Raw genomic sequence first — 19095 nt, 5'->3', positions numbered from 1 at the left:
ATGCGCTGCCGCTGTCGGCGCGTCTGAAAGGCCGCTCTCATGCGCCGCGCAGCGCGGCCAGCAGGGCCTGCGCATCCAGCGGCTTGGGCAGGTGCAGGTCGAAGCCCGCTTCCAGCGCACGCTCGCGGTCCTGGTCGCGCGTGAAGGCCGACAGCGCGATGCAGCGCGCGCGCGCAGGCTGCGCGCGGTCCTGCTCCAGCCGCCGGAACTCGCGCATCAGCTCGTAGCCGTCGCGCCCCGGCAGGCCGATGTCGCTGACCATCATCGAAGGCCAGCGCTGCGCCAGCGCCGCCATGGCGGCCGGGTAGTCGCCCGCCACCCGCACCTGCGCGCCCGCTTCATGCAGCACGATCTGCAGCATCTCGGCTGCGTCGGCGCTGTCCTCGACGACCAGGATGTCCTGCCCGCGCAGGGCCTCGCTGCCGGCCTGCGGGGCCATGGCGGCGGCCGGCTGCAGCGCATGCGGGGCGTCGCCCGTCGCGTCGCCGCCCACCTGCAGGCGCACCTCCAGCGTGGCGCCCAGGCCTTCGCCTTCGCTGAAGGCCTGGACGCTGCCGCCATGCAGCTCGGCCAGGCGCTTGACGATCGACAGGCCCAGCCCCAGGCCGCCGTGCTGGCGGTTGTCGGGGCCGTCGCTCTGCGTGAAGCGGTCGAACAGCTGGGGCAGGAAGCTGGCCGGAATGCCCTTGCCGCGGTCGCGCACGCGCAGCACCAGCGTCTGCTGCTCGCGCGCCAGGCCCACGTCGATCTGTCCGCCCACGGGCGAGAACTTGACGGCATTGCTCACCAGGTTCCACACCACCTGCTGGAAGCGGGTCGGGTCCAGGTGGGCGGGGCGCGCGGGCTCGCCTTCTTCCAGAAAGCGCACCACGATCTGGCGGCTGGCGATGTCCTCGCGCAGGCCGTCGATGGCCGAGCGTGCCAGCGTGACCGGGTCCACCCATTCGCGGTGCAGGCGCAGCTTGCCGGCGTTCACGCGCGAGACGTCGAGGATGTCGCCGATGATGCGGCTTTGCGCGGCCACGCTGCGGGCGATGGCGTCCAGGGCCTTGGCGATCAGCTCGGGCCGGTTGCCGTGCTTGAGCAGGATGTGGACCCAGCCGCTGATGGCATTCAGCGGCGTGCGCAGCTCGTGCGAGAGCACGGCCACGAAGTCGTCCTTGGTGCGGCTGTGGCGCTCGGCCATGGCGCGCGCGGCCTGTTCGCGCTCCAGCACCTCCTGGCGCGCGCGCTCCAGCGACTGGCGCGCCGAGATGTCGGTGGCCACGGCCGCCACCGGCTCGCCGGGCCCCAGCGGCGACAGGCTCCAGGCCAGCATCACCTCGTGCCCGTCGGCATGCTGCAGCGCGAACTCCGTGTGCCAGGGCTCGCCGGCCTGCGTGGCCAGCCAGATGGCCTGCGCCGTGAAGCTGTGCGCCGCTTCCTCGGCCCCGGGGGCGGCCAGCGACTGCATGCCGCGCCCGATCAGTTCCGTGGCGGAGCGCCCCAGCAGGTTGACCAGCGCGGGGTTCACGTCTTCCAGCCGGCCTTCGCGGTCCAGCAGCGCCATGCCGTTGGGCACCTGGTTGTAGATGGCGCGAAACCGGCTTTCGCTGCGGCCCAGGCGGTCTTCGGCGCTGCGCGCGCGGATCAGCGCCTGCAGCGTCGCCACCAGCACCGCGGGCTCGGCCGGGTGCACCAGGTAGGCGTCGGCGCCCGCGTCCAGGCCCTGCACCTTGTCCTGGTCGTCCACGAAGGTGGCCGACAGGTGGATGACGGGCAGGTTGGCCGTGCGCGCGTCGTTGCGCAGGCGGCGGCAGACTTCCAGCCCGTCGATGTCGGGCAGGTGCACGTCCAGCACCACGGCCGAGACGCCCAGCGCCGCGCGCTGCAGGGCCTGGTTGCCGGTGGCCGCTTCCTCCGTCACGAAGCCGGCCGCGCGCAGCGTGCGCGCCGTGGAATAGCGCGTGGTCGGATGGTCGTCCACCACGAGGATGCGGTGGTCGCCGCGCGCGATGGTGGTGCCGATGAGGCTGCTGTCGTTCACGCCAGGACGTCCCGGTTCGGGGAGGCTTCGCTCAGCTGCATGGGCAGCACGAGGAAGAAGGTGGAACCCTTGCCCAGCTCGCTCCGGACCCCGACCTCGCCGCCCAGCAACGTGGCGAGCTGGCGGCACAGCGCCAGCCCCAGCCCGGTGCCGCGCAGGCGCTTCTGGATGGGCGAGGCGACCTGGGAGAAGTCGTCGAAGACCGCCGCCAGGTGCTCCTGCGCAATGCCGATGCCGGTGTCGGCGACCGCGAAACGCACCTGCGACTGGCCTTCGCGGCGGGCCGACACGCGCACCTCGCCGGCTTCGGTGAACTTCAGCGCGTTGGAGACGAAGTTGCGCAGGATGTGCGAGACCTTGCGGTCGTCGGTGTACAGGCGCATCAGGCCCTGGGGCTCCTCGAAGATCAGCGCCACCGAATGGTTCTCGAGCATGGGCTTGAACATGCCGCGCAGCGCCGAGAACAGGTCCACCATCTCGAACCAGGCCGGGGAGATCTCCACCCGGCCGGCCTCGATCTTGGCCAGGTCCAGCAGGTCGTCCACCATTTCAGAGAACTCCACCGCGGCCGACTGGATGAACTGCACCTGGCGCTGCTGCTCGTCGGTCAGCGGTCCGTCCACGCGGTCCATCAGCAGCCGCGCGATGCTGCGGATCGAATTGACCGGCGTGCGGAACTCATGGCTCATGTAGGCCAGGAAGCGGCTCTTGAGTTCGGTGGCCCGCTTGAGCTGGATGGCCTGCTCGTCCAGTTCCGCATAGAGCGCCACCACGCCGCGGTTGGTCTCGTCCAGCTCCTCCTGCAGCGCCTGTAGCTGCGCCTGGGTCTCGACCAGTTGCTGCCGCAGCGCCAGCATTTCGCCCGGCTCGGTCTGGATGGCATGGCTCATGGGGCAGGCTCCTGCGGCCGCAGCACCAGCACGCACGCGTCGTCGCGGCGGCGTGAATGGTCGGCATAGAGGCGCGCCGCCATCAGCGTGGGGTCGCGCCGCAGCAGCGGGGCGAGCGCCTCGGAGGGCCAGCGCGAGCGCAGGCCGTCGCTGTGCAGCAGGGCCGCGGCATGCGCGGGGTAGGGCAGCGTGGTCGCTTCGAAGCTGCGGGCCTGCAGCCCCAGCGTGCCGTGCGCGGTGGCCAGCGATTTTTCGCTGATGCCCGACACCAGCCGGCCCGCGACGTTGCCGGCGCCCGCGTAGTGCAGCGCATGGGCGTCCATCCACAGGCCGAAGACCGCGGCGCCGCGCGTGCTGCGCAACGCCTCGTGCATCTGCCGTATGAGCCGCGCGGGCGCCTCGAACGGGGCATTGCCAAAACTCTCCAGCGCGGCGGTGGAGGCCAGCGCCGCATCGGGGCCGTGGCCCAGCCCGTCGGCCACCAGCGCGGCGGCGCGTGTGCCGTCGAAGGCCACCGACCAGCCGTCGCCGCAAGCCGTTTCGCCCTTCATGGGAACGCAGATGGCGCCCAGGCCGAAGTGCCGGCGCCAGGGGGCAGATGGGGGCGGCGCGGCCTCGGTGCCGCTCTTGCGTGGGCGCAGCCGCGCCACGCACACCGTGCCTGACGCTGGCGCGGAATGAAGCTCGAACGCGTCGGCCTGGCGCTGGATGGCGCCCAGGCCCGTGCCCGGCGTGGCGCTGGTCGAGAAGCCGTCGCGCATGGCGCGCGGCACGTCGGCCATGCCCGGCCCGGCGTCCACCGCCACCACTTCGATGTCGGCCAGCGCATCGCGCGCGGCGATCAGCAGCTCGCCCGCGCGCGCATGCTTGGCCAGGTTGGTGGCCAGTTCGGTCACGACGATGGCGGTGCGCTCGCGGTCCACCTCGCTCCAGCCGCGGGCCAGCGCGAGCCCGCTCGCATGCCGCCGCGCCTCGCCCACGCAGCTGAGGTCGCTGATCTCGAAGGCCCGGTGGGTCCAGCCGCGGATCACTTCCATTTGACGATGCTCACGCAGGTGCCGCGGCCCGGCTCGGACTGCAGTTCGAATTCGCTGACCAGCCGCTTGCTGCCTGGCAGGCCCAGACCCATGCCGCCGCCCGAGGTGAAGCCGTCGGACATGGCCAGCGCGACGTCGGCAATGCCCGGCCCCTCGTCCTCGAAGCGCAGCTGCAGGCCCTGGCGCAGGCCCTGCGAGAGCAGGGCCCAGTGCATGCGCCCGCCGCCGCCGTGGATCAGCGTGTTGCGCGACAGCTCGCTGGCGGCCGTGATCATCTTGGTCTGTTCGACCAGGCTGAACTTCAGGCTCTGGCACAGGCCGCGCACGGTCTGGCGGCACAGCACGATGTGTTGCTCGCTTTGCAGCGGCAAGGTGCCCTGCGGCTCAGGCGCCACGTGCGTTCTCCAGCCGCAGCCGCTGCAGCAGGGCCATGCCGCGCTCCACGTCGAGCGCGGTGCGAACGCCTTCCAGCGAAAGGCCCAGCTCCACCAGCGTGATCGCGACGGCCGGCTGCATGCCCACCACCACCGTCGTGGCCGAGAGGATGCGCGCGACGCCCGAGATGGTGCTGAGCATGCGGCCCACGAAGGAGTCCACGATCTCCAGCGCCGAGATGTCGATCAGCACGCCGCTGGCGCCGGTGCTGGCGATGCGCGCCGACAGGTCTTCCTGCAGCGCCATGGCCGTCTGGTCCTGCATGTCCACCTGGATGGTGACCAGCAGCGTTTCGCCCATGCGAAGGATGGGAATGCGTTCCATGTCCGGGGGCCGCCTTTTTTCAGTCCTGGCGGCTGATGCGCCAGCCGGTCTGGCGCAGCGCCTGGGCCAGCGCGTCGGCCAGCGAAGCCTTGGTGCTGATGCCCTGCAGGTCGATGCCCAGATGCACGATGGTCTGCGCGATCTGCGGCCGGATGCCGCTGATGATGCAGTCCGCGCCCATGAGCCGGATGGCCGTCACGGTCTTGAGCAGGTGCTGCGCCACCAGCGTGTCCACGGTGGGCACGCCCGTGATGTCGATGATGGCCAGTTCGGCGCCGGTGTCGACGATGCTCTGCAGCAGCGCTTCCATCACATGCTGCGTGCGGTTGCTGTCCAGCGTGCCGATCATGGGCACGGCCAGTACGCCGTGCCACAGTTTGACCACCGGCGTGGACAGCTCCAGCAGATCGTCCTGCTGGCGGCGGATCACCTGTTCGCGCGACTCCTGGAAGGTGTCGGCCGTGTGCTGGGCCAGGCGGTCCACCAGCGTGGACAGGGTCCAGACCGCCGAGGCCAGCCGTGCGGGCTCGGCCGCCAGGTCCTTCTGCAGCCGGTCGAACAGCGGCTTCTTCAGCGCCAGCACGAAGCGGCTGGTGGCGCCCGCCGTGTCGCCCTTGGCAGCCCGGCTGGCCGACAACGCCTCCAGCGTGCCGCGCAGTTCGCGCCAGCCCGGCGTGTCCAGTGAATCCTGATCGGCCCCGCCCTCCAGGGCCCGGCCCAGGCCGGCCACGATGGCCTGGGCTTCAGCGCTTGCGCTGGCGTGCTGCTGGGTCGGGCTGCCGCCGAGTTCACGCAGCCAGCTTTGAACAATGGCTTCCGGCTCGTCGCGCAGCACCCGCGCGATGGCTGAAATTTCTTGAGTCACGGGGAGATCCCTCCAATGCATGGCCTGACATTCCGGCGCATGTCCCTGCTGGGCGAGCGCAGTCTATGGGTCACATTGCATGACAGTTGTCAGCCGGTATCCCGACTTGGAAGGCGGCATGCCGCCGGGGCGCCGGCCCCTCCATCCAAGAAGGGCTGCGCGCTGACAGCCTGCGCGCGGCGCGCCCCGGACACTGCCGGCTCCTGCCACTTTGCGCTGCCGCCCCATCATGCGTTTGCGAGCCTCCCACTTCCTGCGCCTTCGCGCCGACCAGCCCTGCCCGGTGGTGGCCATGCTGCGCCCGCGCAGCGGCGCCGCGCAATGGATGGTCAGCGAGCGCTACGAGCTGCAGCCCTGGGTGCCGACCGTGGAATACACGGACCCTTCGGGCAACCTGTGCCAGCGCTTCACGGTGCCCGAAGGCGGCATGCGCATCGAGGTGGAGGTGCTGATGGAAACCGAGGACGTGCTGGCCGTGACGCCGCAGGCGCCGCCCACGCCCGTGGCCCAGTTGCCCGAGCACACGCTCATGTACCTGCTGCAAAGCCGCTACTGCTCGGCCGACAGGATGGGCGAGCAGGCGCAGCGCATCGTCGAGGGCCTGCAGCCCGGCTATGCGCAGGTCGAAGGCATCCGCCGCTGGATCCATGAAAACCTGCGCTATGAATACGGCGTGAGCGACGCCACGACGGACGCCCTGCAGACCCTGCAGCACGGCGCCGGCGTGTGCCGCGACTTCGCGCACGTGGGCATTGCGCTCACACGCGCGCTGCAGATCCCGGCGCGGCAGGTGGTGGGCTACCTGCACGGGCTGGAGCCCATGGATATGCATGCCTGGTTCGAGGCCTTCCTCGACGGGCGCTGGTACGCCTTCGACGCCACCCAGGCAGAACCCCGCGGCGGCAGGATCGTGGTGGCCTACGGGCGTGATGCGGCCGATGTGGCCTTCATCTCCAACTACGGGCCGCTGGAAGTGCAGGAGATGCAGGTGCGCGTGACCGAAGAGCCCCGGCCGCTGGCCTGAGCCGGCCGCAGGGCGCGCAATGTTCGCGCAATCCAGCGCCCTAGGCTGAGGGCCATCGCAACGACGCAGCCTCGCAGCCGCCATGCCCACCGCACCCGCCCCCGCACGCCGGCGCGCCCGACCGGACGCCAACCCCTTGTGGGCGCGCCACCTCTGGCGGCGGGTGATCCGGCTGTGGCCGCTCAAGATGCTGGGCACGATGGCGGGCATCGGCGGCTTCTTCGCGCTGTATTTCTGGACGCTCGAGCACACGGCCGCGCGTGCCGTGGTGGTGCCCACGCTTTTTGCCGACGCCTGGTTCGGGCTGCAGCCCTGGTCCGTCGTGCCCTATGGGTCGCTGTGGCTGTACGTGTCGCTGGCGCCGGCCTTCGCGGCCAACCTCGCGGCGCTGCGGGCCTATGTGCGCGGCGCGGCGCTGATCGTGGCGCTGGCCATGGCCTGCTACTGGCTCTTTCCCACCGTCACGCCGGATTTCGGCGTGGACTGGTCGCAGCACCCGGGCCTGCAGTTCCTCAAGGCGGCCGATGCGGGTGGCAATGCCTTTCCCTCGCTGCATGTGGCTTTTGCCTTCTACACGGCGCTGGTCATCGGCAGCCAGCTGCGCAGCCTGGGCGCGCCGCTCGGGGCGCGCGCCTTCAACTGGCTGTGGTGCCTGGCCATCCTGCACTCCACCCTGGCCACGCATCAGCATGTGCTGCTCGATGTGCTGGGCGGCCTGGCCACCACCTGGCTGGCCGTGGCGCTGGCCTGGCGCCGGCGCGCGCGGGTGGCGCAGGTGGCGCAGGTGGCACCCGTGGCGCTTGCCGCAGAATTCACGCCCCGACCGATTCGCAGGATCAGCCGCCGTTGAAAGTTCTTGTCGTCGAAGACGATGCCGACCTCGCGCAGGCATTGGCCAGTGCGCTGCGCGAGCAGTCCATGGTGGTGGACATCGCCTGCTCGCTGCGCGAAGCCACCGAACTGGCCTTCGATGGCGGGCACGACATCCTGGTGGTGGACCGCGGCCTGCCCGACGGCGATGGCCTGCGCCTGATCGAACACCTGCGCGCTGCCGCGCGCTACACGCCGGCCCTGGTGCTCACGGCCATGGGCGAGGTGGCCGAGCGCGTGCGCAGCCTCGACAGCGGCGCCGATGACTACCTCTCCAAACCCTTTTCCAGCGACGAGCTGCTGGCGCGGCTGCGCGCACTGGCGCGCCGGCCCGCGGTGCGGGCGCAGCAGTTCAGCAGCGCCGGGCGCCTGCGCTTCGACCACGAACTGCGCCAGGCCGAAGTGGCGGGCGAGGCGCTGAACCTGCCGCGGCGCGAGCTGCTGGTGCTGGAGGCGCTGCTGCTCTCCAGGGGCCGCACGGTGCAGCGCCAGAGGCTGGTCGAGCGCGTGTACGGCGAAGCCGACGACATCCAGTCCAACTCGCTCGAAGCCCATGTCTCGCGCCTGCGCGCCAAGCTCGAGCAGCGCCGCGCGGGCGTCGAGATCCACGCCATCCGCGGCGTGGGCTACCTGCTGCGCGTGGCACCCGGGGCTGCCGCTTGAAGACGGGGACGGTCGGCTCGCTGCGCTGGCGCCTGGTGCGCAGCCTGGTGATGCTGCAGGTGGCCGCCAGCCTGCTGGTGCTGCTGGGCTTCGTGGCCCTGTACGGCGCGGCCGGCCGCTTCGTCGACGAAGGCGGGGAAGCCACCGCGCAGATCGTGGGCCGTGCGCTGGGCCATGGTGCCGACGGCCGGCTGCAGCTGGCGCAGGGCGAGGAACTGCAATGGCTGCTCAGGGCCGCGCCCGAGCTGTGGTTCATCGCCCGCGACGCCCGGGGCCAGACGCTGCGCCACGGCCAGGTGCCGCCGCGCTACGAAACCCTGGTGCAGGTGCTCGACGGCGTGCAGCGCTCGGCGCTGGACCTGGCCGATGCCAGCGCCCGGCCCGCGGCGCGCTTCGAGCGCTTCGACACCGCCAGCGGCCCGGTGAACCTGATCGTGCGCACGCGCGCGCCCTTCTCGCTGATGAGCAAGCTCAAGTGGTGGGGCGTGGCCTTCCTGGTGCTGGTGGCGCCCATCATGCTGGTGACCTCGCTGGTGGTGGTGGTGGCCACGCCCTTCGTCATCCGCCGCGGCCTCAGGGGCGTGGTGGCCACGGCCGCGCAGGCCGAGCATGTGGACATCGACGCGCTGGCCACGCGGCTGCCCGCGCAGGGCGTGCCGGCCGAGATCCTGCCGCTGGTCGAAGCCGTCAACCGCGCCTTCGACCGGCTGGACGAGGGCTATCGCCGGCAGGCGCGCTTCCTGGCCGACGCGGCGCATGAGCTGCGCACGCCCATCACCACGCTGCGCATCCAGGCCGACGCGCTGCCCGAAAGCGCGCACAAGGCGCCGCTGCTGCGCGCCACCACGCGCCTGATGACCCTGGCCGAACAGCTGCTGGACCTGCAGCGCCTGCAGCGCGCGCGCGGCGGCATGCAGGCCGAAGCGACCGAGCTGCGCGCGCTGTGCGAACGCGTGGCGGCCGACCTGGCGCCGCTGGCCATCCTCAGCGGCTGCGCGCTGGCCGTGGAAGCGCCCCGGGCCGTGTGGGTGCGTGCCGACGCCAGTGCGCTGGAGCGCGCGGTGGCCAACCTGATCCAGAACGCGATCGAGCATGGCGGCGCGGGTTGCGAGATCCAGCTGTGCGTGGAAGAGGGGCCCGCCGCGATCGCCGTGCACGACTCAGGCCCGGGCATTCCGGTGCAGCAGCGCGAGCAGGTGATCGAGCCCTTCCACCGCATCCATCCGCGCGGGCGCGGAGCCGGCCTGGGCCTGCACCTGGTGGCCGAGGTGGCCCAGATGCATGGCGGCCGGCTGGTGGTGGGAGAGTCCCCGCTGGGCGGCGCGCGCATGCAGCTGGTGCTGCAGGCGCCGCCCCAGGCCTTCGTCAGGGAATGATCTTCAGCTGCTGCGCATTGGGCGGCAGCTGGTAGCTCCAGGTCTCGGTGACGGGCCGGCCGTCGGGCTGGCGCAGCGCGGCGCGCAACTCCACGGGCTGGGCCGGGTCCTTCACGCGTGCGCGGATCAGCAGGCGCCAGCCGCGGATCGGCGGGTTGGGCTGCAGCTGCGTCTCGAGCACTTCGGCATTCGCGCTGACGCTCACGTCGGGCGTCAGCGTGGTGCCCGGCGGCAGGTTGGCCAGGGCCGGGCCTTCGAAGTCGATGTTCCAGGCCATGCTGCCGTCGAGCTGGCGGATCAGGTTGCGCTGCAGCCGCTCGCCCGAGGTGTGGAAGGTCTGGCGCACCCAGCCGTTGTTGGCCGCATGCAGCGCCGGCTCGTTCATGGTCCAGTGCATGCGGTAGGCGAACTGCAGCATCTGGCCGCGGCGCGCGGGCTCGGCCGGCACCCAGTAGGCCACGATGTTGTCGTTGGTCTCGTCGATGGTCGGGATCTCCACCAGCTCCACCGTGCCCGCGCCCCAGTTGCCGTGCGGCTCGATCCAGGCGCTGGGCCGCAGGTCGTAGCGGTCCTTCAGGTCTTCATAGCGCCAGAACTCGCGCCCGCGCTGCAGCAGGCCGAAGCCGCGCGGATTGCGCACCTGGAAGCTGCTGGCCTGCACCTGGTGCGGGTTGTTCAGCGGGCGCCAGATCCACTCGCCATCGCCCGTCAGCATGGCCAGGCCGTTGGAGTCATGGATGGCGGGGCGGAAGTTGCGCCGGTCGCTCAACTGGTTGGGCCCGTACAGGAACATGCTGGTCAGCGGCGCGATGCCGATGCGCGTGATGTCCGCGCGCAGGAAGATGTTGGACTGCACGTCCACCACCGTGTCGCTGCCCGGGCGCAGGATGAACTGGTAGGCGCCGGTGGCGCGCGGCGAATCGAGCAGCGCGTAGATCACCAGTTCCTGGTCCTGCGCGGCGGGGCGGCGCACCCAGAACTCGCGGAAGTTCGGGAACTCCTCGCCGCCCGGCGGCACGGTGTCGATGGCCAGGCCGCGCGCCGACAGGCCGTACCACTGGCCCTGGCCGATGACGCGGAAGTAGCTCGCGCCCAGCAGGCTCATCACTTCGTCCCACTTGCCGGGCTGGTTGACCGGCGAGAGCACGCGAAAGCCCGCATAGCCCAGCTGGGCCGTGCTTTCGCGGTTGAAGTGCAGGTCGCCGAAGTCGAAGCGGTCGGCTTCGTAGCGCAGCTCCTGCACCTGGTCGCCCACGATCTCGTTGATGCGCACGGGCGCGTTGAACTGCATGCCCTGGTGATAGAAGCTCAGGCGGAAGGGCGCCTGCTGGTCGGACCACAGCAGCCGGTCGTTGCGCGGCTGGATCTTCATGTAGTCGGCGAACTGCAGGCTGCTGAATTCGGGCGGCAGGTTGCTCTTTGGCGCCGCATAGGGCTGGTCGGCCAGCGCGCGGGCCTTGGCCGAGACCTCGTCGAGCGAGAAAGCCAGGGCCTGGCTGGCCAGCAGGGCTGAGGCGGCCAGGGCCGCCGCGAGGCGGGGCAGCAGGCGCTTTTTTGTGGTGGTGGTGGTGGTGCCGCTGCTGCGGCTGGAAGCGGGCAGGTTCATTCTTGGACAAAGTGGGGCGCCCGGTGGCAGGGCCTGGGTCGCAGGCAGGCGCCACCGCTTGGGCAATGGAGGCAAAGCTTAGCAGCGGCCGGCCCGGCCGGCGGGTCGGACAAGGGCGCAGGAGCCGTGTCACGAGGGGTCTGGTCCCACAGGCGCGCGTTGGACCATGGCCTAACATCCGGCGCACTTTTGTCTGTCACATACGAAGCGATGATCCCAACTTCCGCGCCGAAGACGCTTGCGCTGGCCGGCCTGGCCCTGGCCTGCGCCGCCGCCTGGGCCCAGCCCAAGCCTGCCCTGCTGAACGACAAGAAGGCCTTCGTGGCCGATCTGCTGGGGCAGATGACGCTGGAGGAAAAGGTGGGGCAGCTGCGGCTGATCAGCATCGGCCCCGAGATGCCTGCGCCCCAGCTCGAGAAGGAAGTGGCGGCCGGCCGCGTGGGCGGCACCTTCAACTCGGTCAACCGCAAGGAGCAGCGCCCGCTGCAGCAGGCGGCCGTGCAGCAAAGCCGCATGAAGATCCCCATGCTGTTCGCCTACGACGTGCTGCATGGCCACCGCACCTCCTTCCCCATCGGCCTGGGCCTGGCCTCGAGCTGGGACATGGACGCCGTGCGAAAGACCGCGCGCCATGCAGCCATGGAAGCCAGCGCCGACGGCATCGACGTGACCTTCGCGCCCACGGTGGACATCTCGCGCGACCCGCGCTGGGGCCGCACCTCCGAGGGCTTCGGCGAAGACCCGCACCTGGTGTCTCAGGTGGCGCGCGCGATGGTGCAGGGCTTCCAGAACGGCTCGCCGGCCAAGCCCGACAGCATCATGGCCTCGGTCAAGCACTTCGCGCTCTATGGCGCGGTCGAGGGCGGGCGCGACTACAACATCGTCGACATGAGCCCCATGCGCATGTACAACGACTACCTGCCGCCCTACAAGGCGGCCATCGACGCGGGTTCGGGCGGCGTGATGATCGCGCTCAACACCGTCAACGGCCAGCCCGCCACCTCCAACACCTGGCTCTTGCAGGACCTGCTGCGCAAGGAGTGGGGCTTCAAGGGCGTGACCTTCTCCGACCACGGCGCCATCACCGAGCTGCTGCGCCACGGCGTGGCCAAGGACGATGCGCAAGCGGCCGAGCTGGCCATCAAGGCCGGCGTGGACATGAGCATGGCCGACCAGGTCTATCTGAAGGAACTGCCGGGCCTGGTCAAGTCGGGCCGCGTGAAGATGGCGGTGCTGGACAACGCCGTGCGCGAGGTACTGGGCGCCAAGTACGACATGGGCCTGTTCCACGACCCCTTCCGCCGCATCGGCAAGGCCGAGGACGATCCGGCCGACCCCAAGGCCGCCAGCCGCCTGCACCGCGAGCCCGCGCGCGACGTGGCGCGGCGCTCGCTGGTGCTGCTGGAGAACAGGAACCGCACGCTGCCGCTGTCCAAGTCGGCCAGGGTGGCGCTGATCGGCCCGCTGGCCGACACGCCCATCGACATCATCGGCGTGTGGTCGGCCCAGGCCCTGCCTGCGCAGGCCGTGACCCTGCGCACCGGCATGGCCAAGGCACTCGAAGGCAAGGGCCAGCTGCTGTACGCGCGCGGCGCCAACGTGACCGAAGACAAGGCCGTCGTCGAATACCTCAACTTCCTGAACTGGGACGCGCCCGAGGTGGTGCAGGACAAGCGCACGCCGCAGCAGATGATCGACGAGGCCGTGGCCACCGCGAAGCAGGCCGACGTGATCGTGGCCGCCGTGGGTGAGGCGCGCGGCATGTCGCACGAATCGTCGAGCCGCACCCGGCTGGACCTGCCCGAGAGCCAGCAGGAGCTGCTCAAGGCGCTCAAGACCGTGTCGGTGGCCACGGGCAAGCCGCTGGTGCTGGTGCTGATGAACGGCCGCCCGCTGGCGCTGAACTGGGAAAAGGCCAATGCCGATGCGATGCTGGAGACCTGGTTCGCGGGCACCGAAGGCGGGCCGGCCATCGCCGACGTGCTCTTTGGCGACTACAACCCCTCGGGCAAGCTGCCCATCTCCTTCCCGCGCTCGGTGGGGCAGGTGCCCACCTACTACAACCACCCGCGCCTGGGCCGGCCCTTCACGCCGGGCAAGCCGGGCAACTACACCTCGCAGTACTTCGACGAGCCGCAGGGCGCGCTCTACCCCTTCGGCCATGGGCTGAGCTACACGCAGTTCGAGGTGTCCGACGTCCAGCTCTCCGGCGCGACGATGGCGCGCGGCGGCCAGGTGCAGGCCAGCGTGACGGTGCGCAACAGCGGCGACCGCGCGGGCGAAACCGTGCTGCAGCTCTACATCCAGGACGTGGCCGCCTCGGTGGTGCGGCCCGTGAAGGAACTCAAGGACTTCCGCAAGCTGATGCTGCAGCCCGGCGAACAGCAGGTGGTGCGCTTCACCATCGACGAGGCCAAGCTCAGCTTCTACAACGCCCAGCTCAAGCGCGTGGCCGAGCCCGGCGCGTTCAAGGTGCAGATCGGCCTCGATTCGCAGGCCGTGAAGGAAGGCAGCTTCGAGCTGCGCTGAAGGGTGAGGGGCGGCCTGGCCGTTGCCAAGGCCGCCGCCCGCTCACTTCAGGCCCTGCCACCACAGCCGGTTCTCGCGCGGCTGGCCCACCGTCATCACCTCGCCGATCACGGGCGTGGCCAGCGGCACCTGCTTTTGCGCGCTCAGCGCCGCGATGCGCTCCAGCGGGTCCTGCCAGCGATGGAAGGCCAGGTCGAAGGTGCTGTTGTGCACGCTGTAGAGCATGCGCGCGCGCAGGTCCTGCACGGCCTGCACGCTCTGCTCGGGCGTCATGTGGACTGAAGGCCAGTAGTCGTCATAGGCGCCGTTCTCGATCAGCGCGATGTCGAAGCCGCCGAAGCGCTCGCCGATCTGCGCAAAGCCAGGGAAGTAGCCCGAATCGCCGCTGTAGAAGATGCGCTGGCCGCCGCTTTCGATCACCCACGAAGCCCACAGCGTGCGGTCGCGGTCCCACAGCGTGCGGCCCGAGAAATGCTGGGAAGGCGTGGCCGTGACCTTGACGCCCGACAGCTCGTCGCCCTGCCACCAGTCGAACTCGCGGATGCGCGCGCTGGCCACGCCCATGTCCTGCAGCCGCGCCCCCACGCCCAGCGGCACGAAGTAGCGCTGCACCCGCTCGCGCAGGTACTCGATGGTGGGCACATCGAGGTGGTCGTAATGGTCGTGCGACAGGATCAGGCCCTCGATGGGCGGCAGCTCTTCCAGCTTCAGGGGCGGTGCATGAAAGCGCTTGGGGCCGACGAAGCTGAAGGGCGACACGCGCTCGCCGAAGACCGGGTCGATCAGCCAGTACCTGCCATGCAGCTTGAGCAGATGCGAGGAATGACCCAGGCGCACCAGGTGGTTGGCGTCAGCGGGCAGCGCGTCGAGCTGGGCGCGCGTGAGCGGCTGCACGGGGATGGGGTCCACCGGCACCGTGCCCTGCTTGGACTGCAGGAAAAAGCGCGCCCAGATGCGCAGCGCGCCCTGCGTGGCGCGGGCCTGCGGGTTGGGCGGGTTGTGGTAGGTGCCGTCGCGGAACTGCGGCGAGGGGGCGTTGCGCAGTTCCGCGCCGCCTGCGCTGCTGCAGGCCGCGAGGAACGCGCAGCCCGCCGCGGCGAGCGCTGCGCCGCATCGTCGCAGCCGGAGGAGAGGGGCGCCTTGCGCGTGCGGTTCGCCTGCCATGGGAATGCCCTTTGCATCGGGTGGTTTGGATGCGCGAGCGTAGCGGGAGCCGCCCCTTCAATGGTTTCAGTGACAGAAACATTCGGGGCCTGGGGCCATTCCCCCGGCCCGTGTGCACGCCCGCTCAGTCGGCCCCAGGCCGCCACACCCGCGCCAGCGTGGCCAGCTTGCCGCGCAAGCTCAGGCGGTCGTTCGACAGCGCGTCGATGAAGTCTGACAGCCGCTGCGACTTCACCATCGTGTAGATGGTCAGCCAGGTGGTGAGCATGAACACCAGGCCGAACAGGAGCGCCCTGCGCCACAGCGGGGCCTCGGCTTCGGCCAGCAGGTTCATGCCCAGGAAGCCGGTGGTGATGGTGCCGATCAGGCCGAACAGCGTCACCACGGTGAGCCGCACCACGGTGCTGGCCTGCCGCCGCAGGCTGTCGGCGTCCAGGTAGCTGTTCATGTCGGCAATGCGGGCCTTGACCTCGTCGTACAGCGGGTCGAGCCCGAGGTGCGCGGTGCACAGGTGCGAGAGCGCGCGCACCTGCGCCTGCTCGGAAATCTCGTGGAACCAGTAGCGGTGCGTGAAGCGCAGGAAGCGTTCGAAGCTCGCGCGGATCGCGCGCTTGAACTGCTTCACGCTGGGCGTGCTGCGGATGTCGAGCTTCTTCAGCGCCTCGACCAGCTGGTCCGAGAACATCAGCAGCGACGCCTTCTGGAAATGCGCGATGAGAAAGAGCAGGAAGTGCTGGTGCCTGAACTGCGCGAGCACGCCGCGGTCGCGGCAGCAGAAGAACGCGGAGTGCGCATCGCCCACCACCACGAGCGCGTGGCCGTTGCACAGGTAGCGCGTGTTGGGGGCCGCGCCCGCGTCCACCCAGAAGCGGTCGTAGCAGTACTTGTGCTCGAAGTCGGCCAGGTGCTGCTCGGCGTAGGGCAGTTGCGCGTCGGCCTTGCCCGCGCCGGTGACCAGCGCGAGCCGCACGAAGTCTTCGCGCGTGAGGCGGCGCGGATCGTCGAGCGACAGGTAGGCCATCACGGGCATGCGGTAGTACTCGATCTGGCGGTAGCGCAGCACCCCGGGGTCGTCCGAATGGTCGCTCACCAGCGGCTGCAGCAGCCAGGCCCAGTGCGCCGCGATGCGCGGCGCCCGGTGCTGGGCCACATGCGACAGGAAGAGCTCGCGCTGCTGCGCGTCGGAGGCGGCGAGCACGCGGCCATCGGCGCCCAGCCATTCGACGCTGGCCATGCAGTGCAGCGCCGCGCCATCGCTCTCCCAGCCCGAGGGGTAGGCACGGCCGAAGCGGTAGAGGATCTCCTGCGCCCGGGCCAGGCCCAGATGGTCGGCGCCGACTTCGAGGTTGAGCAGCACCACGTCGATGTCGAAGAAGAAGTACAGGTCGCAGTGCACCACCTCGAGGGTGACGGGCGCCTCCCCGGGTTGCGTCACCAGCCGCACGGCCGCGATGTCGTGCCGGCGGAACACCCGCATCGGGGAATCGCCGTCGTTGCCCGAGGGCGGGCTGCCGTTGCGCGTCTTCGAGCGGCCCTCGCCGTACAGGAAGCGCTGCACGTAGGGCAGGAAGCTCACGAACTCGTTGTAGTGGCGCTCGTGGAAGCGACTGCTGTCGCCCGTGTATTCGTCGACCTCCTCGCGCCAGGGCGAGGCCTCGCCCATGTCGCGCAGCACATGCCAGGGACCATGGTGCGCGGCCGCGGCGCCAGGGGCCTGCACCAGGCGCAGGGGCCATAGCAGCGCCTGCCTGAAATGCCGGACGATGGGGCCGCCGGCGCTGGGGGCGGCCGAGGGGGCGCTGGAGTCCGCATGGGGGTTCGGCATGGCCGCAGTTTAGGCAGCGGGGTCTGGCGGAACGGGGCATCTAAGGGGAATCCCTAGATGGTTCTGAAACCGGTTTCAGATACGCTTCGCGCATTCTTTCTCGGTCTGTGCGCGGCCTTGCCGTTCACGCTCCGCCATGAACTACCAGTTCCAATTCGACGCGGTCTTCGCCGCCTGGCCCCTTCTGCTCAAGGGGACCTGGATCACCATCCAGCTTTCGCTGACGGCCACCTTGCTGGGCCTGCTCGTGGCCGTGGTCTGCGCCTGGGGCAAGACCTCGGGCCCGGCCGTGCTGCGCTTCGTGATCAATGCCTACATCGAGCTGATCCGCAACACGCCCTTCCTGATCCAGCTCTTCTTTTTCTTCTTCGCCCTGCCGGCCATCGGCCTGCGCTGGTCGCCCTACACGGCCGCGCTGGTGGCCATGGTGGTGAACCTGGGCGCCTATGCGACCGAGATCATCCGCGCGGGCATCGAATCGATCCCCAAGGGCCAGATCGAGGCCGGCCGCGCGCTGAATCTCAAGGGCTGGGAGATCTTCCGCTTCATCATCATCAAGCCCGCGCTCAAGGCCATCTACCCGGCGCTGACCAGCCAGTTCATCCTGCTGATGCTCAGCTCGGCCGTGGTGTCGGTGATCTCGGCCGACGACCTGACCTCGGTGGCCGCCAACCTGCAGTCGCAGACCTTCCGCAGCTTCGAGATCTACATCGTGGTCACGGGCATCTACCTGGCGCTGGCGCTGGCGTTTTCGGCGCTGTTCAAGCTGATGTACCGCCAGTTCCTGCACTACCCCGACAAGCGATAAGGACCCGGAGCCTGACATGCGCACCTTCGGCTATTCCGAATTCCTCTTCATCCTCGAAGCCGCCAGGTGGACCCTGGCGCTGTCGGCCATCGCCTTCGTGGGCGGGGCCATCCTGGGGTTGATCATCGCGCTGGCACGCACCAGCGACAGCCGCGCGGCCCAGTGGCTGGCGACGGGCTTCATCCAGGTCTTCCAGGGCACGCCGCTGCTGCTGCAGCTGTTCCTGATCTTCTTCGGCGCGCCCGTGCTGGGTTTCGACATCAACCCCTGGATCGCGGCCGGCATCGCGCTCATCCTGAACAGCGCGGCCTTCCTGGGCGAGATCTGGCGCGGCTGCATCCAGGCCATTCCGGGCGGCCAGCGCGAAGCGGCCCTGGCGCTGAACCTCTCTTACGTGGACCGCATGCGCGATGTGATCCTGCCGCAGGCCTTCAAGATCGCGCTGCCGCCCACGGTGGGCTATGTGGTGCAGATCATCAAGGGCACCTCGCTGGCGGCCATCATCGGCTTCACCGAGATCACGCGCGCCGGCCAGATCATCAACAACGCCACCTTCCAGCCGCTGCATGTGTTCACCACGGTGGCTGCCATCTACTTCGTGATCTGCTGGCCGCTGTCGCTGCTGGCTGCGCGCATGGAGCGCCGGCGCGCCCGCGCCCTGGCGCGCTGAGCGGCGCTCAGCCCCGTCGCCGCCGCTGCTCTTTTCTTTTCACCGTTCGTGTCCGTTCCCTCGATCCAAGGAGACTTTTGAGATGACCACCACCCGCCGCACCGCCATCGCCCTGGGCCTGGGCGCCGCGCTGAGCACCCTGGCTCCCTTCGCTGCCGCGCAGAGCGTGGCCGATCTCAAGAAGAAGGGCGAGCTGACCATCGGCATGCTGGTGGACTTCCCGCCCTACGGCACCACCGACGCGAAGAACCAGCCCGACGGCTACGACGCCGACGTGGCCAAGCTGCTGGCCAAGGAGCTGGGCGTGAAGGCCAACATCGTGCCCGTCACCGGCCCCAACCGCATCCCCTTCCTGCTGACCAACAAGGTCGACGTGCTGGTGGCCTCGCTGGCCGTCACGCCCGAGCGTGCCAAGCAGGTGGACTTCTCCAAGCCCTATGCCGCCGCCACCATCGTGCTGTACGGCAAGAAGAGCGCCAACATCAAGAGCGCGGCCGACCTCAAGGGCGTGCGCGTGGGCGTGGCCCGCGCCAGCACCCAGGACGTGGCCGTGACCAAGGCCGCGCCCGAGGGCACCGAGATCCGCCGCTTCGACGACGACGCCTCGGCCATGCAGGCGCTGATGTCGGGCCAGGTCGATGCGATCGGCTGCTCGGTCACCGTGGCCGCGCAGATCGCCAAGCGCGTGCCGGCCAACACCTTCGAGAACAAGTTCAACCTGCTGCAGCAGGGCATGGGCATTGCGCTGCGCCCGGGCCAGCAGGAACTGCTCGCGGCCGTGAACGCCTTCATCGACAAGAACACGGCCAATGGCGAGCTGAACAAGCTCTACCAGAAGTGGCTGGGGGCCGATTTCCCGAAGTTCTAAGCACAACCCCCCAAGCGGCTTCGCCGCTCCCCCCTTCTGCTGCGCGAAGGGGGGCGCACCCGGTGGCCTGGCAGAGCCAGTTCCACGGGTGCCCTGGGTTTAAACCGCGCACATG

General features: G+C 69.9%; 17 protein-coding genes. 8 read left to right on the top strand and 9 right to left on the bottom strand.

What is annotated here, in order from left to right:
- Positions 1-37: 37 nt before the first annotated feature.
- Genes PGB34_RS08575 through PGB34_RS08550 form a run of 6 tightly spaced genes read right to left on the bottom strand, consistent with a single transcriptional unit; the run spans position 38 to position 5577 of the window.
- Positions 38-2026 carry a hybrid sensor histidine kinase/response regulator gene (locus tag PGB34_RS08575; RefSeq protein WP_271427637.1) on the bottom strand — a complete coding sequence of 663 codons (1989 nt, stop codon included), beginning with the start codon at positions 2024-2026 and terminating at the stop codon, positions 38-40.
- A complete protein-coding gene (locus PGB34_RS08570; RefSeq protein ID WP_271427691.1) occupies positions 2023-2883 on the bottom strand; it encodes a sensor histidine kinase in 861 nt (286 codons plus the stop codon). The genes PGB34_RS08575 and PGB34_RS08570 overlap by 4 nt, the downstream gene beginning before the upstream one ends.
- Before the next feature lie 29 nt (positions 2884-2912).
- On the bottom strand, positions 2913-3953 hold the full coding sequence (locus PGB34_RS08565) for an ATP-binding SpoIIE family protein phosphatase (RefSeq protein ID WP_271427636.1): 1041 nt from the start codon (positions 3951-3953) through the stop codon (positions 2913-2915).
- Positions 3944-4348 (bottom strand): anti-sigma regulatory factor, encoded by a 405-nt coding sequence (locus tag PGB34_RS08560; RefSeq protein ID WP_271427635.1) that lies wholly within the window; start codon positions 4346-4348, stop codon positions 3944-3946. The genes PGB34_RS08565 and PGB34_RS08560 overlap by 10 nt, the downstream gene beginning before the upstream one ends.
- The gene (locus PGB34_RS08555; RefSeq protein WP_271427634.1) at positions 4338-4712 is read right to left on the bottom strand and encodes an STAS domain-containing protein; all 375 of its coding nucleotides are present in this window, start codon (positions 4710-4712) and stop codon (positions 4338-4340) included. The genes PGB34_RS08560 and PGB34_RS08555 overlap by 11 nt, the downstream gene beginning before the upstream one ends.
- 19 nt (positions 4713-4731) lie before the next feature.
- On the bottom strand, positions 4732-5577 hold the full coding sequence (locus PGB34_RS08550; protein WP_271427633.1) for an STAS domain-containing protein: 846 nt from the start codon (positions 5575-5577) through the stop codon (positions 4732-4734).
- Between the two features lie 229 nt (positions 5578-5806).
- Between PGB34_RS08550 and PGB34_RS08545 the strand changes: the two genes are divergently transcribed.
- The 4 genes from PGB34_RS08545 to PGB34_RS08530 all read left to right on the top strand — a co-directional run bounded on the left by PGB34_RS08545 (position 5807) and on the right by PGB34_RS08530 (position 9510).
- A complete protein-coding gene (locus PGB34_RS08545) occupies positions 5807-6601 on the top strand; it encodes a transglutaminase family protein (RefSeq protein WP_271427632.1) in 795 nt (264 codons plus the stop codon).
- A gap of 82 nt (positions 6602-6683) precedes the next feature.
- Positions 6684-7451, top strand: a complete 768-nt coding sequence (locus tag PGB34_RS08540; RefSeq protein WP_271427631.1) for a phosphatase PAP2 family protein — start codon at positions 6684-6686, stop codon at positions 7449-7451.
- Positions 7448-8134 (top strand): response regulator transcription factor, encoded by a 687-nt coding sequence (locus tag PGB34_RS08535; RefSeq protein WP_271427630.1) that lies wholly within the window; start codon positions 7448-7450, stop codon positions 8132-8134. Before PGB34_RS08540 ends, PGB34_RS08535 begins: the two co-directional genes overlap by 4 nt.
- Positions 8131-9510 (top strand): sensor histidine kinase, encoded by a 1380-nt coding sequence (locus tag PGB34_RS08530; RefSeq protein ID WP_271427629.1) that lies wholly within the window; start codon positions 8131-8133, stop codon positions 9508-9510. Before PGB34_RS08535 ends, PGB34_RS08530 begins: the two co-directional genes overlap by 4 nt.
- Here the strand turns inward: PGB34_RS08530 and PGB34_RS08525 are convergent.
- Entirely contained in the window at positions 9500-11116 is a 1617-nt protein-coding gene (locus PGB34_RS08525; RefSeq protein ID WP_271427628.1) for a glucan biosynthesis protein G, read from the bottom strand. The two genes, PGB34_RS08530 and PGB34_RS08525, sit on opposite strands and share 11 nt — an antisense overlap.
- A gap of 210 nt (positions 11117-11326) precedes the next feature.
- On the opposite strand from PGB34_RS08525, the gene bglX reads away from it, so the two are divergent.
- Positions 11327-13645: a beta-glucosidase BglX gene (gene bglX, locus PGB34_RS08520; protein WP_271427627.1), complete on the top strand. Its 2319-nt coding sequence runs from the start codon at positions 11327-11329 to the stop codon at positions 13643-13645.
- A 42-nt stretch (positions 13646-13687) separates the two neighbouring features.
- On the opposite strand, the gene PGB34_RS08515 is transcribed toward bglX, so the two are convergent.
- Positions 13688-14809, bottom strand: a complete 1122-nt coding sequence (locus PGB34_RS08515) for an MBL fold metallo-hydrolase (RefSeq protein ID WP_271427626.1) — start codon at positions 14807-14809, stop codon at positions 13688-13690.
- A 124-nt stretch (positions 14810-14933) separates the two neighbouring features.
- Positions 14934-16634 carry a magnesium transporter CorA family protein gene (locus PGB34_RS08510; protein WP_271427625.1) on the bottom strand — a complete coding sequence of 567 codons (1701 nt, stop codon included), beginning with the start codon at positions 16632-16634 and terminating at the stop codon, positions 14934-14936.
- 136 nt (positions 16635-16770) lie between these two features.
- Between PGB34_RS08510 and PGB34_RS08505 the strand changes: the two genes are divergently transcribed.
- The 3 genes from PGB34_RS08505 to PGB34_RS08495 all read left to right on the top strand — a co-directional run bounded on the left by PGB34_RS08505 (position 16771) and on the right by PGB34_RS08495 (position 18980).
- A complete protein-coding gene (locus PGB34_RS08505; RefSeq protein WP_271427624.1) occupies positions 16771-17442 on the top strand; it encodes an amino acid ABC transporter permease in 672 nt (223 codons plus the stop codon).
- A 16-nt stretch (positions 17443-17458) separates the two neighbouring features.
- On the top strand, positions 17459-18112 hold the full coding sequence (locus tag PGB34_RS08500) for an amino acid ABC transporter permease (RefSeq protein ID WP_271427623.1): 654 nt from the start codon (positions 17459-17461) through the stop codon (positions 18110-18112).
- Positions 18113-18194: 82 nt separating this feature from the next.
- Positions 18195-18980: a transporter substrate-binding domain-containing protein gene (locus PGB34_RS08495; protein ID WP_271427622.1), complete on the top strand. Its 786-nt coding sequence runs from the start codon at positions 18195-18197 to the stop codon at positions 18978-18980.
- Positions 18981-19095 lie beyond the last annotated feature (115 nt).

This window comes from Xenophilus arseniciresistens (assembly GCF_028023875.1).
Taxonomy (GTDB): domain Bacteria; phylum Pseudomonadota; class Gammaproteobacteria; order Burkholderiales; family Burkholderiaceae_C; genus Xenophilus; species Xenophilus arseniciresistens.
This window is presented reverse-complemented; position numbering and strand designations above follow the sequence as displayed.